This window comes from Paraburkholderia sp. 31.1 (genome assembly GCF_014397645.1).
Lineage (GTDB): Bacteria > Pseudomonadota > Gammaproteobacteria > Burkholderiales > Burkholderiaceae > Paraburkholderia > Paraburkholderia tuberum.
This window is the reverse complement of the sequence record NZ_VZQN01000010.1, coordinates 63,070-77,812: the sequence shown is the minus strand read 5'-3', so window position 1 is coordinate 77,812 and position 14,743 is coordinate 63,070. Positions and strand designations below refer to the sequence as shown.

At 63.6% G+C, this 14,743-nt stretch carries 14 protein-coding genes; 5 read left to right on the top strand and 9 right to left on the bottom strand.

From position 1 onward, the window contains the following. Positions 1-37 precede the first annotated feature (37 nt). Positions 38-2,143, bottom strand: a complete 2,106-nt coding sequence (gene mutL / locus F6X37_RS09600; RefSeq protein ID WP_187611107.1) for a DNA mismatch repair endonuclease MutL — start codon at positions 2,141-2,143, stop codon at positions 38-40. A 194-nt stretch (positions 2,144-2,337) separates the two neighbouring features. Here mutL and F6X37_RS09595 point away from each other — a divergent pair, with 194 nt between their 5' ends. Continuing rightward, entirely contained in the window at positions 2,338-3,009 is a 672-nt protein-coding gene (locus F6X37_RS09595; RefSeq protein ID WP_176078921.1) for a VTT domain-containing protein, read from the top strand. A 123-nt stretch (positions 3,010-3,132) separates the two neighbouring features. Here the strand turns inward: F6X37_RS09595 and F6X37_RS09590 are convergent, their stop codons facing one another. From F6X37_RS09590 to F6X37_RS09580, 3 genes are all read right to left on the bottom strand, one after another. Next, entirely contained in the window at positions 3,133-3,951 is an 819-nt protein-coding gene (locus F6X37_RS09590) for a mechanosensitive ion channel family protein (protein WP_187611106.1), read from the bottom strand. 193 nt (positions 3,952-4,144) lie between these two features. Further along, complete coding sequence (locus F6X37_RS09585) at positions 4,145-4,519, bottom strand: hypothetical protein (RefSeq protein ID WP_187611105.1); 375 nt, start codon at positions 4,517-4,519, stop codon at positions 4,145-4,147. Between the two features lie 235 nt (positions 4,520-4,754). After that, positions 4,755-5,414, bottom strand: a complete 660-nt coding sequence (locus tag F6X37_RS09580) for a hypothetical protein (RefSeq protein WP_316251950.1) — start codon at positions 5,412-5,414, stop codon at positions 4,755-4,757. A 732-nt stretch (positions 5,415-6,146) separates the two neighbouring features. Here F6X37_RS09580 and F6X37_RS09575 point away from each other — a divergent pair. Further along, entirely contained in the window at positions 6,147-6,470 is a 324-nt protein-coding gene (locus F6X37_RS09575; RefSeq protein ID WP_184055405.1) for a hypothetical protein, read from the top strand. A gap of 60 nt (positions 6,471-6,530) precedes the next feature. Here the strand turns inward: F6X37_RS09575 and F6X37_RS09570 are convergent, their stop codons facing one another. From F6X37_RS09570 to F6X37_RS09550, 5 genes are all read right to left on the bottom strand, one after another. Further along, a complete protein-coding gene (locus tag F6X37_RS09570) occupies positions 6,531-7,595 on the bottom strand; it encodes a YncE family protein (RefSeq protein ID WP_187611104.1) in 1,065 nt (354 codons plus the stop codon). Between the two features lie 100 nt (positions 7,596-7,695). Beyond that, positions 7,696-8,421 carry a TonB family protein gene (locus F6X37_RS09565; RefSeq protein ID WP_187611103.1) on the bottom strand — a complete coding sequence of 242 codons (726 nt, stop codon included), beginning with the start codon at positions 8,419-8,421 and terminating at the stop codon, positions 7,696-7,698. Between the two features lies 1 nt (position 8,422). Continuing rightward, positions 8,423-8,821 carry an ExbD/TolR family protein gene (locus tag F6X37_RS09560; RefSeq protein WP_090803146.1) on the bottom strand — a complete coding sequence of 133 codons (399 nt, stop codon included), beginning with the start codon at positions 8,819-8,821 and terminating at the stop codon, positions 8,423-8,425. A gap of 2 nt (positions 8,822-8,823) precedes the next feature. Then, positions 8,824-9,513 carry a MotA/TolQ/ExbB proton channel family protein gene (locus F6X37_RS09555; protein ID WP_187611102.1) on the bottom strand — a complete coding sequence of 230 codons (690 nt, stop codon included), beginning with the start codon at positions 9,511-9,513 and terminating at the stop codon, positions 8,824-8,826. A 14-nt stretch (positions 9,514-9,527) separates the two neighbouring features. Continuing rightward, positions 9,528-11,699, bottom strand: a complete 2,172-nt coding sequence (locus F6X37_RS09550; protein WP_187611101.1) for a TonB-dependent receptor — start codon at positions 11,697-11,699, stop codon at positions 9,528-9,530. Positions 11,700-11,986: 287 nt separating this feature from the next. On the opposite strand from F6X37_RS09550, the gene F6X37_RS09545 reads away from it, so the two are divergent. The 3 genes from F6X37_RS09545 to F6X37_RS09535 all read left to right on the top strand — a co-directional run bounded on the left by F6X37_RS09545 (position 11,987) and on the right by F6X37_RS09535 (position 14,685). Further along, positions 11,987-12,454, top strand: coding sequence for an acid phosphatase (locus tag F6X37_RS09545; RefSeq protein WP_187611100.1), 468 nt, complete (start codon positions 11,987-11,989; stop codon positions 12,452-12,454). Positions 12,455-12,602: 148 nt separating this feature from the next. Continuing rightward, a complete protein-coding gene (locus F6X37_RS09540; RefSeq protein ID WP_187611099.1) occupies positions 12,603-13,325 on the top strand; it encodes a response regulator transcription factor in 723 nt (240 codons plus the stop codon). Further along, a complete protein-coding gene (locus tag F6X37_RS09535; protein ID WP_187611098.1) occupies positions 13,303-14,685 on the top strand; it encodes a sensor histidine kinase in 1,383 nt (460 codons plus the stop codon). Before F6X37_RS09540 ends, F6X37_RS09535 begins: the two co-directional genes overlap by 23 nt. The last annotated feature ends 58 nt before the right edge of the window (positions 14,686-14,743 follow it).

Below are 14,743 nucleotides of genomic sequence, written 5' to 3'. Positions count from 1 at the left end.
GCGCGCGGCGCAACGGTGTGATCGAAACGCAGCGCCGTTACTGCCCGCGCATGAACAGCCGATCGAGATCGGCCAGCGTCAGCTGATACCAGGTTGGACGCCCGTGGTTGCACTGATCGGCGCGCTCGGTCGCTTCCATCTGGCGCAACAGCGCGTTCATTTCGTCGAGCGTCAGACGCCGGTTCGCGCGCACCGCGTGATGGCACGCGAGCGTGCCGAGCAGTTCGTGCTGACGCTCGGTCAGCACGCGCGAGCCGCCGAATGCATGCAGGTCGGACAGCACCGCGCGCGCCAGCGCTTGCAGGTCGGCGTCTTTCAGAAGCGCGGGGACCGCGCGGATCGCGAGCGTGGTCGGCGACAGCACCGCGAGGTCGAAGCCGAGCGCATCGAGCGTATCGCGCTCTTCCTCGACCGTGCCGATTTCGACCGGATCGGCCTGCATCGTCTGCGGGATCAGTAGCGGCTGCACGGCGATCGCGCGGTCGGCGAGCGCGCTCTTGAACTGCTCGTACAGGATGCGCTCGTGTGCCGCATGCATGTCGACGATTACGAGCCCTTGGCGGTTCTGCGCGAGCACGTAGATGCCGTGGATCTGGCCGAGCGCGAAGCCGAGCGGCTGGTCGTCGGTGGCGTCGAATGCGGGGGAAGCCGGGCGCGGCGCGAACGGTGCTGCGTCGTATGGCGACGTCGCGTCGGTTGCGGAGTCGCGCGCTTCGAACAGCGACGCGCCTTCGACCCGGCCGGCAAGCGGATCCTTGCGGCCGAACAGCGCGTCGTAACCGGCGAGCGGTTGCGCGACCGGCAGCGTGCCTTGCGTCATGCGTGCCTGGCGCATCCACGTGTTGCCAGGCTGCGAGGCGGCCGGGGCGCCGAAGCTGCTGAAGCCGCTGCCGCCGCCAAGGACGCCGCGGTTTCCCGCGCCGAAGCCCGCGCCGCTCGAAAGACCGGCGCCCGCGCCAATGCCGTCGGCTACGCCGCTTGTGACACCCGGCGGCGTCGAACCAGATGAAGCCGGTCCGCCGGCCGACGGTTCCAGGTGCGCCGCATGCCCGCCCGCCGTCGTTTCAGGCGACGCGCCCGCGTGCCGAGCGAGCGCGCGCTGCACCGCATGGAACACGAACTGGTGGATCGAGCGCGAATCGCGGAAACGCACCTCGATTTTCGACGGATGTACGTTCACGTCGACGCCTTCGGGCGGCAAATCGAGGAACAGCACGTACGACGGATAACGCTCACCGTGCAGCACGTCTTCATACGCGGCGCGCACCGCGTGCGTGAGCAGCTTGTCACGCACGAAGCGGCCGTTGACGAAGAAATACTGTTGATCGGCGCGACCGCGGCTCGCGGTCGGCAGACCGGCGCAGCCGTAGATCGCAAGCGGACCGGCGGATTCGCCGAGCGGCAGATGGGCGGTCGCGAACGTCTCGCCGAGAATCTTCGCAACCCGCGCGGGCGGCTCGCTCGCGTTCCAGTGCTCGACGGCCTTGCCGTTGTGCAGCACCGAGATCGCGACGTCCGGCCGCGCGAGCGCAGCGCGGCGGATCTGTTCAAGACAGTGGCCGAGTTCGGTCTGTTCGCTTTTCAGGAATTTGCGGCGTGCCGGGGTGTTGAAGTAAAGCTCGCGGACTTCGATCGTCGTGCCCTGGGTGCCGGCCGCGGGACTCAGCACGCCGGTTTCCGCGTCGATGCGCACCGCGTGCGGCACATCTGCGGTGCGGCTCGTGATGCTCATCTGCGCGACCGACGCAATCGACGCCAGCGCTTCGCCGCGGAACCCGAGCGTCGCGACCGCTTCGAGCTCGGCAAGCGAGCGGATCTTGCTGGTCGCATGGCGCGTCAGGGCGAGCACGAGTTCGTTCTCGGGGATGCCGCAGCCGTCGTCGGTGATCGAGATGCGTTTGACGCCGCCTTCGTCGAGCAGGATGCGCAGCGTCTGCGCGCCCGCGTCGAGCGCATTCTCGAGCAGCTCCTTGACTACCGACGCCGGCCGCTCGACCACTTCGCCGGCGGCGATCTGGCTGATCAATTGATCGGGGAGCGGCTGGATGGCGCGCAACGGACGCGGCACGGGCGCCGCGCGGGAGGCGTCGGAAGGTGCGGCCGCGGCCGCGGTGCCCGCAGGCGTTTCGGAGAATTCGGACATGGCGAAATTATAGCGACTTGGCGCACGCCGCCCGCGCAGACGCCCAACCAGCAGATTTTCATTCGACCCGAGGCACTTTCGGTATCATGTCGCGGTCAATTCGCAGCGGTCGGCCCGCCGCTCGCTGCGCCTGTTGCAGGGTCGCGCGGCGGCCGTTTTCCCTCTACGCATACGCTGGTTTAAAAGGACGTTCCTTGGATACGCTGCTACATTTCGCCAATCTTGTCCTGCACATCGACAAGTTTCTCGGAGACTTCATTCAGGTGTACGGTGCCTGGGTCTACGCGGTGCTGTTCGCGATCGTGTTCGCTGAAACGGGGCTCGTGGTGCTGCCGTTTCTGCCGGGCGATTCGCTGCTGTTCATCGGCGGCGCGTTCTGCGCGACCGGGCAGATGCATCTCGGACTGCTGATCCTGTTGCTGCTGGTGGCGGCGGTCTCGGGCAATACGACCAACTATCTGATCGGCCGCGCGATCGGACCGCGCGTGTTCAATACGCACATTCCGGTGCTCGAGCGCTTTCTCGATCGCGCCGCGCTGCAGAAGACTCACAACTTCTATGAGAAACACGGCGGCAAGACGATCGTGCTCGCGCGTTTCATCCCGGTCGTGCGGACGTTTGCGCCATTCGTCGCGGGCGCGTCGTCGATGACGTGGAGCCGCTTCCAGATGTTCAACGTCGTCGGCGCGCTGTTGTGGGTGCTGCTGCTGACACTGCTCGGCTATTTCTTCGGCAACATCCCGTTCATCCGTCAGTATCTGAACGTGATCGTGCTGGTCGGTATCGGCGCGGCGATCGTACCGATCGTGCTCGGCGCGCTGTGGAAGATGCTGCGCAAGAATGGCGCGAACGCGAGTACGCGTTGATGACGAGTTGTTTGCGGTATTTCGGGCCTTGAAAACACGAAAGGCGTCGCGAATCTCGCGACGCCTTTTTTCATGCCGCCGTGCCGACGACCCGTGTCGGGTGCGCTCGGAGGTTCGATCAGATCAATCGCGCGTGATCGCGCGCGGTGCGAGTGGCGTTTCCGGCGTCGGATAGCCGGCTTCCTTGAAGGTCTGAACGATCGCGCGATTGGTGTCGAAGTAGACCTGCCAGTAGTTCTGGTTGGACGAGTAAGGGCGCACGCACAGCAGCGGTCCTTCTGGCGAGAAGCTCAAGACCTCGATATCCGGCGCGGGGTTTTCGGCCACGTTCGGAATCTTCGCGACGGCGGCTTTCAAACGCGCGATCGCATCGGTCGGATCGACGCCATTGGCGATCTTCGCGGTCAGCTCGACGCGCCGGAACGGCAGCACGCTGTAGTTCGAGATCGTGTCGGAGAAGATCTTGTTGTTGCCGATGATGGTCGTCACGTTGTCCGGCGTCACGATCGTGGTGCCGAACAGGCCCAACTCCGTGACGGTGCCGGTGACGCCCGCGGCCATGACGAAATCGCCGACCTTGAACGGCCGCAGCACCTGCATGAACACGCCGGCCGCGAAATGCGCGAGCAGGCCGCCCCACGCAGTACCGATCGCGAGGCCGAGGCCGGCGAGCAACGCGGCGAACGACGTCGTCTGCACACCGAAGATTTCCAGGATCGCGAGGACGAGCAGCAGGTTCAGCAACCCGGCGAGAATCGACGCGAGGTAGTGGGCGAGTGTCGGGTCGACCCGGCCGTTGCGTGCGAGCAGCTTGCGCGACAGGTTGGAGATCAGCCCGATGATCCAGCGGCCGACGAGCCACAGCACGATTGCGCCGATGACCTTGGTGCCGATGTCGATGCCACGGGTCATGATGAATGCACGTACGGTTTCGATATCCAAGATGTTTCCTCGTTATAGGTTGCCATCAACGGATTGAACGACGGTGGTGCCATGACCCACAACGCGCGGTCTTCGGGAGTTATAGCCGACGGCGCCCGCATGCGCAAGGACCGTTCCTGCCCTGCTCGCGGCGGCAATACAGAGATGAAACATGGCGGGGCGTACGTGAAAAGCCGGTCGGGGCGCGCCGGGCTCACATGCGCAGCCGCGATTCGGAGTACGGTGACGTCTGGATGACAACCGCGTTGTCCGGGTCGCTTTTCACGGCGCGCCGGCGCCTCGATATCCGATGCCACGTGAACGCGATCACGATCGCGAGCGCATACGCGCCAGCACGCTGAAGAAACGACGTCGGCAGGGCGAATTGTCCATAGCGGTTCTGCGCGTCGGCGAACACGACAAACGTCAACAAGCCGTCGAGCACGCATGCGGCCAGCGCGATCACGATGAAAATCGCAGGGCCGCTCAGCGCGGCACCCGACCCGAACCGGTTATACAGTCGACAGGCCATCGATACGATGGCGAACAAGGCGAGGTTCGACAGCAGATCGAACATAAAGGTGGTCATTATCGGTTCAATGAAAAAGCAATGGGCCGTGGGGTTGCCGGAACGTATGCTGGCGCAAGGTTCAGACATGCTCCGCTGATTCGGCGGCGATCATTGCATATCTTTTCATCTCGATAAATAACCAGAAAAAGCGAAAGTCGTATCGCGCTTTCTTTCGTTTGTTTTTTTATGCAATCGGAATGTGAAAAGTCCTTCGCAAATTTATAGTACTGCGACGGTTTCCGTGCGCGGCGCCTCAGAAGCGATAAGAAATGCCGAGCTGCAACGTGGGATACCATCGATAAGGCGAGACCTTATCGCGCAGTTGCTGCGATCCGGTGTTGATGATCTGCTGACTCATCTCCGGTCCCGCGGCCTGCGACAGTGCCGGCGACAGTGTGTACGAGGTCTTCGGAATGCCGTAGGCGACACCGAGATCGACCACGAGCCCCCAGCCTTTGGCTCTGGGGTGCAAGCCATAGCCGATGCCAAGGTAGGGCATCGCGGTCGGGTATCGGGCGGTCGCCGTCGCGTATTCGCCAGGAAAGGCCGGCGAGGCTTTGCCCTCGAATACGTACATGCCGTTGGTCGGAACCGAGTTGCCGCTGACTTCGTTGTCGGTCAGACGCAGGCCCGCTGTCGCGCGAAAGCCGGTGCCGGCCCACGGAAAGAAATCGCCGTAGAGACCGCCCTGACGCAGCCGTATGCCGTCTTCGTAGCGATTGCCCCCAACCTCGAAGTTGTGCGACAAATTGATCGCATTGAAGTCTGCGTGCACGCCGAACCACGACGTGACGCTCCACGCCGCGCCAACTCCGATGCCCAGTGTGCCGCCTTGCAGATAGACCTCCTGCGCATGCGACGTTTCGATCAGACACGGCAAAGCCACTACCCAGATTACCTTTCCAGCTTTCACGGGTATCCCCCGAGCGGCGGGGCAGCCCGATCGTTACGGGACGCGCTCGCCGTTTTGTCGTCTCTTCTTTATTGCTCTGTTTGTCGCGAACGCTCGAAGGCGTCGTGAAGCGATCATGCGAGCAGAGGGCGTAGACGGTCTGTGAGGTGGCGAACCATACGGTCAATGAATGGGGTTGGAGTGCGCGACGATGTCGCCGCGTCGCCATTCAGTTCGAGCGACGGCAGATGTCAATCGCGGGGCCTTGGCGAGGAGCGCCGCCTCGCTTTGGGTGTGGCCGGTCGGTAAGGAAGCTTAGGGAACTGCGCATCGCCGATGACGCTTGCCCACGCCTTCATCCAGCAGGTGGCGAGTGTCTTTTCAGCTTCTGACTCAGCGCGCATAAGGCGGCTCGTGGCAAGACGCAAACGAGCCAACGCATATTCCTTGCGTGTGGATTCCCGACGCAAAAGCGAATGATTCTTCTGCATGGCCGGCCACCGAAAAATCAGCGAGAAGCGTGGCAAATTAAATCGGGCCGCATTGCATCGTACCCGGCGAACGACCGCGCGGCGCAAGCGACGGACTGCTGTCGAGTAAGGATTCGCTGGGGCGTCGTGTCGCAACACCTGCCACTGTGGTGAAAACGACAAATCAACCTTGTTTAATTTTGACAAGTCGCGCCGTGCGTTTATCCGTGCGACGATGAAATCGTCAATGTTCCTGACGTGAAGATCCAGTTACGGGGGCTCCATGAGTAGCATTCCGCTTATCTGGGCAGCGGTGCCGCATAACAGCGACGGTGTTGTCTTTCAGATCCGGCTTGGCCGCGGACTTCAGCGTTTTCACGTGTCGCGGCGCGTGCTCGAGGATGTGTTCGAGCTCCAACGAAAAGCGTCCGACGCGCGCCAACTCGAATTCTTCTATGTGCACGAGCAGCGCATCCTCGCGCGCGCTAGCGCGAAGCGTGCGACGGCCTGCTCGGCCACCGTTTCACTACGGGCCGCCGATTTCGGCGTGTCGAACGACAGCGAGCGCTGGGCGATGCCGAGCGGCGTCGCGCACGGCCTCATCTAGGCGAACCGATGTTTGACGCGCCGCCGCGATCAACGGGCGGCCGTGCGTCGATGCCGCGCGTCAGCGTGCCTTGAGCTGCGCCTCGAGCACTTCGAACGTACCGGGGATGACCGTCGCGCGCGGATGAGAATTGGCAGCCGTGCCCGGGTCGGCCGCGCCGAACTTCGACGACACCAGATAGATCCGGTGCTGCTGTTCATCGAGCGCCATCGTTTTCGCGCCTTCCAGCGTTGGCATGTTCTGCGCGACCGTGTAATGGTCCGCATCGTCTTCATGCACGATCGTCAGCGTGCCGTCCGCGCCGTTCGAACTGAACGCGAGCTTCAAGGCCGGATCGAAAGCCGCCGCGTCGGGGTGACCCCCTATCAGCACCTCGGCCACGCGACGGCCCGACGTCGCATCGACGATCATCATGCGGTGATTGGCGCAAACCGAAAACAGGCGCTCGCTCGCCGGATCGATCGCGAGTCCGGTCGGCGACTCGCACCGCGCGAGTGGCCAATGCGCCAGCACCGTCGCGGACCGACCGTCCATCTCGACGATCTCGGCGCGATCTTCCACATTGACGAACACGTGCCCGTGGCTGTCCGCCGCGAGCGCCTCCGGCTTGCCGCCCACGCTCATCGTGGCGACCACCTTGCGCGTCGCGACGTCGATTGCGCTGACGCTGCCGTCGTGGCCATTGCTCACGAAGATGCGCCGCAAGGCCGGCACGTAGAGGATGCCGTCCGGGTCGGGGCCCGCGGCCTTGATGCTGTCGACGACCTTGAGGGTGTCGAGATCGACGACGCTCACCGTATTGGCGCGGCCGTTGGTGACGAAGCCGAGCTTGAGGTCCTCCACGAACGCGAAGCCGTGCACCCCGTCGGTGTTGGCGATCTCGCCGACCGGTTTGCCGGAGCGCGTATCGATCACCTGCACGTGCGTGTCGCGGCTGATGAAGAGGTGCTGGCGAACAGCGTCGTACGCCACGTAATCCCAACGCTCGCCGCCTTCGAGGCCATAGCGTTTCGCGATTTCGAATTGATCGGCGTTGGCGCCCGTCGCCGCATGGACGTTCGACAGCGCGAGCAGGGAAGCGACGCCGCCGGCGATCAAGGCGGACAGGATATTTTTCAGTTTCACGTTGAGTAGATTCTTACTGGTACTGCGGATGGATTGGGAACAGGGACGCCATTCCGGTGGGCGGATGACGTCCCTCGTGCGGTTGGGCGTTAGCGGATCATCATTCGTGGTCGTCGAGTTTGAAGTCGACCCACAATTGCTCCGAGAGCGTTTTGCCCACGAATGCGGACTCGGGTTTCGGATAAGCGGCGTCGCGCACGGCTGCGAGCGCTGCGCGGTCCAGCAGTCCGATACCGCTCGACACCACGACGCTGAGGTCGGACACGACGCCGTCGCGATACCGGAACGCGACGCGTGTGCGGCCCGTCATGCCAGCCATGCGGGCCGACTCGGGATAGCGCAGCGCGGCCTGAATCGCCGCGCGCAGGGCACCCTCGAAGCTTGGCGTAGGCGCGGCTGCAACCGGCGCCGTAGCGTGTGCGGGCGGTTGCGCGGGCTGAGCTGGCGGTTGCGGCGCGGGCGCGGATGGCGGCACGGTCGGTGTCGCCGCGGGCTGCACCGGCACCGGAGTCGGCACGCGCTTCGGCACCGCGGCCGTTACGGGCTTCGCGGGCGTGTGCGCAGCATGGCGCACGGGTACGACCGGCCGCGCGGGAGGCGGCACGGGCTTCGCAGGCGGCTGCGGCGGTTGCGGCGCGGGAGCCGGTGCCGCCAGCGTCAGCAGCGTTGGCGGCGCTTCATGCGATACGGAAGACACCCGGGTCGTATGCGTGAGCAGCGCAATCGTCGCGCCGAGCACCAGCGCTTGCGCGACGAGCGCGATGGCGGCGGCCGGCAATAGGCGCGTTCGTTGCTGCACGATCCCGCAGGCGGGTACGGTTGCCATATCAGTTCGCCACAGGCTGCGCGGCGAGCGCGATTTGCGATACGCCCGCGGCGCGGCACGCGTCCATCACCGAGACGAGGTGCTGGATCTGCGCCTGCTTCGAGCCGGCAATCGTCACGACCGTATGCGCGACGTCCGTGCGGGCGGCGAGCAGGGTGGTCAATTGCGCAAGGCTCAGCGTGCGGCCGTCGACCGACAGACTGCCGTCGGTCGCGAGCGTTACCGTGACCTGCGGCGGCGGCAGCGCTTGCGCCGTGGCGCTCGACGGCAGCTGCGAGCGCAGCCCCGCGTTCGGGATCATGTGCAGCGTGATCATGATGAAGAACACCAGTAGAAAGAACATGATGTCGATCATCGGGATGATCTCGATGCGCGCCTTTCGCGCCTCGAAATACTTCATCGTCAGACTCCCTGCGAGGCGAATTTGCCGACCACCGGGCGCGGCACTTCATGCACCGGCTTGACCGACTCATGCGTTCTGGCCGCAAGCCGGTTCACGAGCGCCGCCTTCAGGGTTTCGAGCTGATGGACGACGCCTCTTACGCGGTTGTGCAGACCGTTGAAGAACACGAGGCCGATCATCGCGACGAACAGACCCGACGCCGTCGCGATCAGTGCCTCGGCCACGCCGCCCGTGACCTGGGTCGGTGCGTTGCCCGGATTCGACAGCACCTGGAACGCGTTGAACATACCGACGATCGTGCCGAACAGACCGAGCAACGGCGCGAGCGTGACGATCGTGTCGAGCACCCACAGGAAGCGGTCGATGTTCGGTGCTTCGCGCATGATCGCTTCGTCGAGACACGCATCGAGCTCATCGCGCGACGTCTGACCGGCAAGCCGGCCGGCGACCTTCAGCAGGCTCGCCATCGGCAGCGCCTGAAACTGTTCGGCGCATGCCGTCAGCGAGGCGGCGTTCAGTTGTTCGAGGCGGTCGACCTGGTCGAGCACCGCGCGGCTGCCGCTCGATGCGCGCTGCAGGAACCACGAGCGCTCGATGATGATCGTCAGGGCAACGAACAGCATGGCGGCAATCACATACAACACGCCACCGGAATTGTTCGCGAGGTGCAGCAGGTTATCGACAGTCATGAAAGAAGCTCCGTTCAGAAATCGGTGGACAGCGTCGCGACGAACGCGCGGCCCGGGATGGTCCAGTAAAGCGGTGTGTTGTCCGCGGCGGTGTAGCCGGCCAGCGCATTGATGCTGGTGCGGTTGAAAAGGTTGTCGATCTGGAAGCCGAGGCGCGTGTCATGCGTCCACGGTGCGAGTCGGGCAAACGTGTATGAGCTGGCGAAGTTGGTGATCGCATAGCCGCCGATCGGCTGGGTGTTGCCGGTATCGCCATACTGATGGCCGACGAACTTCATCAGCAACGAACCGTTGAGCGGCCCGCGTTCGTAGAGCACGCCGGCGGCGGCCGTCGATTGCGGCGCGTTGGGCATCCACGTATTGGTGCTCTTCTGTTTGGCCGAATTGAAGGTCAGATTGCCGTACAGGCTGAAGCCGTCGCCGACCGACAAGGTCGCTTCGGTTTCGACGCCCTTGTAGGTCGCACCACCCGCATTCGAGAAGATCACGTTGTTGCCGACCGTGCGGCTCGTCACCGCGTTGCGGAAGTTGATGTAGTACAGATCGGCGGCGACGGTCAGACGCCCCGTTTTGTACGTCGTGCCGATCTGGTAGTTGTCGGTCTGTTCCGGATCGGGTTGTCCCGAGACGGTCGGATCGTTGACATAGAACACATTCAGGTTCGGCGCGAGAAAGCCCTGCGCGTACTGCGCATACGCGCTCCATTGCGGGGTGATCTGCTGGTGCAGCGTCAACGACGGCAGCACCTTGTCCCACGTGTGGCTGAAATCGAGCGGCTCACCGGTCTTCTGGTTCATCGGCGTATCGATGCTGCGGTTGAACGACACGTACTTGAGTCCCGGCGTAATCGTCAAACCGTTCTGCAGTTGCCAGGCGTATTGCAGATACGGCTGAAACGTCAGCATCGTGTCGTTCATCGTGAAGTTCTGCGAGATGAACGCGAAGTTCAGCGACGAATCGACATTGAAGTTGTCGCGGAAGTTGGACTGGTGCGCGATCCACATGCCGGTCTGCAGCTTGCCGGGACCGAGCTGCCGCTCGAGCGCGAGGACGTCGCCAAACGCGCGGTAGTTGTTGTTCATTTCCTGGCCCGGCACGTTGTTCGGGCCGAAGATCGTGCCGTTTGGCGTTTCACCGTTCGGGTCGAGGCCGTTGAAGCCGTTGTGGTAGTAACCGTACGTATAGAGCTTGTTGTCGATCACCCACTCGGCGACCTTCGTTTTCACGCCGATGTATTCGAAGTCCGTGTTGATCTTGTCGAAGTTGTAGCCGGCATAGGCCTGACTCGTCGGGTCGGCGCCAAGACCGAAGTTGGGACCGAACTGCTGGATCTGCGCGGCCGTCGCGCCGAGCGGCACGTTCTGGCGGATGTTGTTGTAAGTCGCGAACAGCGTGAGCAGCGTGTTGTCGCCGATCGGCTTGTCGAGCTTGAAGTAGACGTTCTGACGGCGCTGGTCCGCGTTGGTCAGATAACCGTCGCTGCTGCTCTGCGCATAGCCGACCATTGCGCGCGCATCGCCCCATTGCTGCAGATAGCCGGTATTGAACTCGGCGCCGGCCTGCCATGTGTCGAAGCTGCCGTACGAGCCGAGCACCGAGAATGCCGGCGATGCCGACGGATTTCTCGACTGCAGGCTGATCGTTCCGCCGAAGGTGGCGAAGCCGATCTGCGAAGCGTCGCCGGGACCGCGGTCGACGACGATATTGCCGAGCACCCGGTTCGAGAAAAACGACGTCGAATGATGGGTGAAGTCGTTGGTATCGCCAAACGGGATGCCGTCGAATGTCACGTTGTACTGACCGTCCTGAAAGCCGCGAATGGACAGGCTCTGCGATTCCATCAGGCCGGAGCCGTTCGGAGAAACATTCGACACACTCGGCGCGATCTGCACGATCTCGCTGTAGTTCGCGGTCGGAGCGGTACTGTTTTCGATGTAGTGCCGGCTGATCACCGACTGCGGTTGGGTTGCAGTGAGCGAGCCTTGCGAAGGCGCCTGTGCCGGTGCCGACTGCGCGTTGGTGCTGGTGGCCGTGCCGCTGTTCGATGACGAGACGGCCGTGCTTTGCACGGAGCCGAGATCGCCCGAGGTCTGGGCATGCGAGATCTGCGCGCCGGCCGCGCACAGTGTGGCAAGAACGAATTGCGTCAGCGGCTTCTTTCTAAGGGGAAAACTAACCCGTTGCATGGTGCAGCATCCTTTCGCGAGTGGGGCGATGAACTGGTAGTCGAACGAGGCGGGATGCTATCAACCGTCCGTTAATGCGAAGTGATCGGTATCTTACGAATCTAAAGTTGCTATTACGGATGCCCCACAACAGCGCGATCCGCACTGACGCTACGCGACGCGCTCAGGTTTGTAAGTTTGTGGACACCGCGCATTCATACGGCGAGTTACGCCGCACCGTCCGCGGAGGCGAGCTATCTCGACGCCCGTCAAATTCCGCTTGGCGTGCTGCTCGCGCCACCAAGTCCGTGTTCCGTTTCGCGGATGTGCTCGGACCGGACTTCAACGAAGCTGGTCTGCCGAAAACCGCTGCGCTGTTCGAAGCCGTCGATCACGATGCCGAGCGGGTCGCAAAAGGCGGCAAGCATTTCTTTAGCCGCGCGCGGCCCTTCATCGCGAGCCGCGACGTGCAACCGATCGTGCCGAAGCGGCCCGGCGACGACTACCACTCGTACCCGAGCGGTCATGCGACCTTCGGCTATCTGTGCGCGATCCTGCTCGCGCAAATGGTCCCCGGGAAGCGCGATGCGCTATTCGCGCGTGGGCGCGAATTCGGCATGAACCGCGTCGTCGACGTCGTCCACTATCCGAGCGATGTCGAAGCGGGTCGCATCGACGGAACGCTCGTCGCGGCGGCGCTGATGGCCAATCCGGATTTTCAGCGCGACTTTGCCGATGCGAAGGCGCAAGTGCGCGCGGCACTGAAGCTCGGCTAGTTGCACGTGTGAACGGTTTTCGGCTCCGCGCGGGACGCGTCATGAAGCAGCAACATGGCCATGTCATACTCCGCGCCCGCATAGGCGGCCCCCGCTATTGACGTCGCCGTTCATGCGGCGACGCACGACCACAGGAAACGACGTCCTCTTGGAAAGCAGAGCAGCGATCAACTACCCCGCGGGGCGCCGACCCCGCATTCTCATCGTCGAAGATGACGAGCGCGTGAGGCTCGAAGTCTCCACCGCGCTCGAGGACTACGACTTCGCGGTGGAAAGCGTGCCGAGCGGCCATGCCGGCCTGCTGCGCGCGCTCAACGGCGATTTCGACGCCGTCGTGCTCGACCGGATGCTGCCCGACGTGGATGGCTTGTCGATTCTGTCCACGTTGCGCAACGTCGGCAAAGAGACGCCGGTGCTGATATTGAGCGCGCTGTCAGCGGTCGACGAACGCGTGCGCGGCCTGCGCACCGGCGGCGACGATTACCTGACCAAACCGTTCGACAGTCTGGAATTGACCGCGCGCCTCAATGCGCTGCTGCGCCGCCGCTCTTCCTCGGAGCAGCCGCTCATGCTGAGCGTCGGCGATCTCGTGCTCGATATTGGCACGCGCCAGGTCAGCCGGGCGGGCGAGTCGATCGAGTTGAAGCCCCGCGAGTACCAGTTGCTCAGATACCTGATGCTGCATACGGAGCAGCCTGTGACGCGCGCGATGCTGTTCGAGTCGGTCTGGAATTACCGCTTCAATGCGCAGACCAACGTGATCGACATGCATATCGGTCACCTGCGCCGCAAGATCAGTCTGAACGGACGGTTTTCGCTGATGATCCACACGGTTCGAAATGTCGGCTATGTCCTCCGTGCCGGCGAATAGGCGCTGGCTGCGCCTGCCGGCGAACAACGTCACATGGCTGCTGATGGTGTTCATCAGTTGCGCGGTCGTGCTGTTCGCGATGCTCTACTGGATGATGCACACGTATCTGCTGCACGAGGTCGATGAACGGCTGCGCGGAGAAGTGGCCGAGTTCAGCTCGATCGGCCGCGCCGAGGCGATCGCCAATATCGCGGCGCTGAGCCGGCGCGACATCGCGAGCAGCCGGCCCTATGGCGTGTTCGACGAAGAAGGCCGCTGGCTCGCCGGCAATATCCACGCGTTGCCGGCCGAGCGCGAGCGCCGGCCGTTCTACTACACGCAAGCAATGGACGACGGGCCGCCGTCGCTGGCCAGTCATTTTCGCGGCATCATCGTGCCGACGCGTAGCGGTCTGCGGGTGGTCGTCGGTCACTCGATCGACGAGATCATTCATTTCGACCATACGCTCGTGAAGATCCTGTGCCTCGGGCTCATGCTGACGATTCTGCTTGCCGTCGGCTGCGGCGCCGCGCTTCACGCGATGTCGAACCGGCGTATCCGCTCGATGAGTCTGACGGCGCGCGAGATCATGGCGGGCCAGTTGAGTCGGCGTCTGTCGAATCGCGGCACGCATCACGATCTCGACCGTCTGGCGGAAATCGTCAACCTGATGCTCGATGAAATCGAGCGGCTGGTGGCCGAAGTGCGCGGCGTGTGCGCGGGCATCGCGCACGATCTGCGCACGCCGATGACGCATCTGCGCGCGGGCCTCGAGCGCGCGCGGCGCCGCTCGCATACCGTCGACGACTACACGAGCGCCGTCGACACCGCGATCGCGCAATCGGACGTCGTGCTGCACCGTTTCACCGCGCTATTGAGGATCGCGGAGGTCGAAGCGGATGTCAGACGCGCGAGCTTCTGCGACGTGTCGCTGGACACCATCCTGCGCGACGTCGCGGAGTTGTACGAGCCGGTCGCGGAGAACCGTCGTTTGTCGGTCGCGGTGCTGGCGTCCGAACCAGTTTTCGCGCGCGGCGACGTGGATCTGCTGTTCGGCGCTATCGAGAATCTGCTCGATAACGCGCTGAAGTTCACGCCCGGTGGCGGCGCGGTGACGCTGCAAGCAACGCTTGAAGCGGGAAGGCCCGTCGTGCAGGTTGCGGATACTGGACCCGGTATCGAGGCAGGTGAGCGCGATGCTGTCCTGCGTCCGTTCTATCGCAGCAGAAACGGGCAGGAGGCGGCGACTTCGGGGCATGGCGTCGGCTTGAGTCTCGTGGCCGCGATCGCGCGGGTGCACGAGGCCGTCGTGGAGATTCACGACAACACGCCAGGCTGCAGGATCGTGTTGCGGTTCAATGCGGGACTGCCGGCGCGTTGAGGCGAGACGGCGATTGCTCGCGACGGATTTTACGTTGGAGCGTGCAAGAAAAAACGAC

Bases quoted from the DNA above. Each gene is read 5' to 3' on its own strand.
- F6X37_RS09560 (WP_090803146.1), bottom strand. From the start codon at position 8,821: ATGAAGTATTTCGAGGCGCGAAAGGCGCGCATCGAGATCATCCCGATG.
- F6X37_RS09550 (WP_187611101.1), bottom strand. From the start codon at position 11,699: ATGCAACGGGTTAGTTTTCCCCTTAGAAAGAAGCCGCTGACGCAATTC.
- mutL (WP_187611107.1), bottom strand. From the start codon at position 2,143: ATGTCCGAATTCTCCGAAACGCCTGCGGGCACCGCGGCCGCGGCCGCA.
- F6X37_RS09585 (WP_187611105.1), bottom strand. From the start codon at position 4,519: ATGACCACCTTTATGTTCGATCTGCTGTCGAACCTCGCCTTGTTCGCC.
- F6X37_RS09575 (WP_184055405.1), top strand. From the start codon at position 6,147: ATGAGTAGCATTCCGCTTATCTGGGCAGCGGTGCCGCATAACAGCGAC.
- F6X37_RS09555 (WP_187611102.1), bottom strand. From the start codon at position 9,513: ATGACTGTCGATAACCTGCTGCACCTCGCGAACAATTCCGGTGGCGTG.
- F6X37_RS09565 (WP_187611103.1), bottom strand. From the start codon at position 8,421: ATGGCAACCGTACCCGCCTGCGGGATCGTGCAGCAACGAACGCGCCTA.
- F6X37_RS09535 (WP_187611098.1), top strand. From the start codon at position 13,303: ATGTCCTCCGTGCCGGCGAATAGGCGCTGGCTGCGCCTGCCGGCGAAC.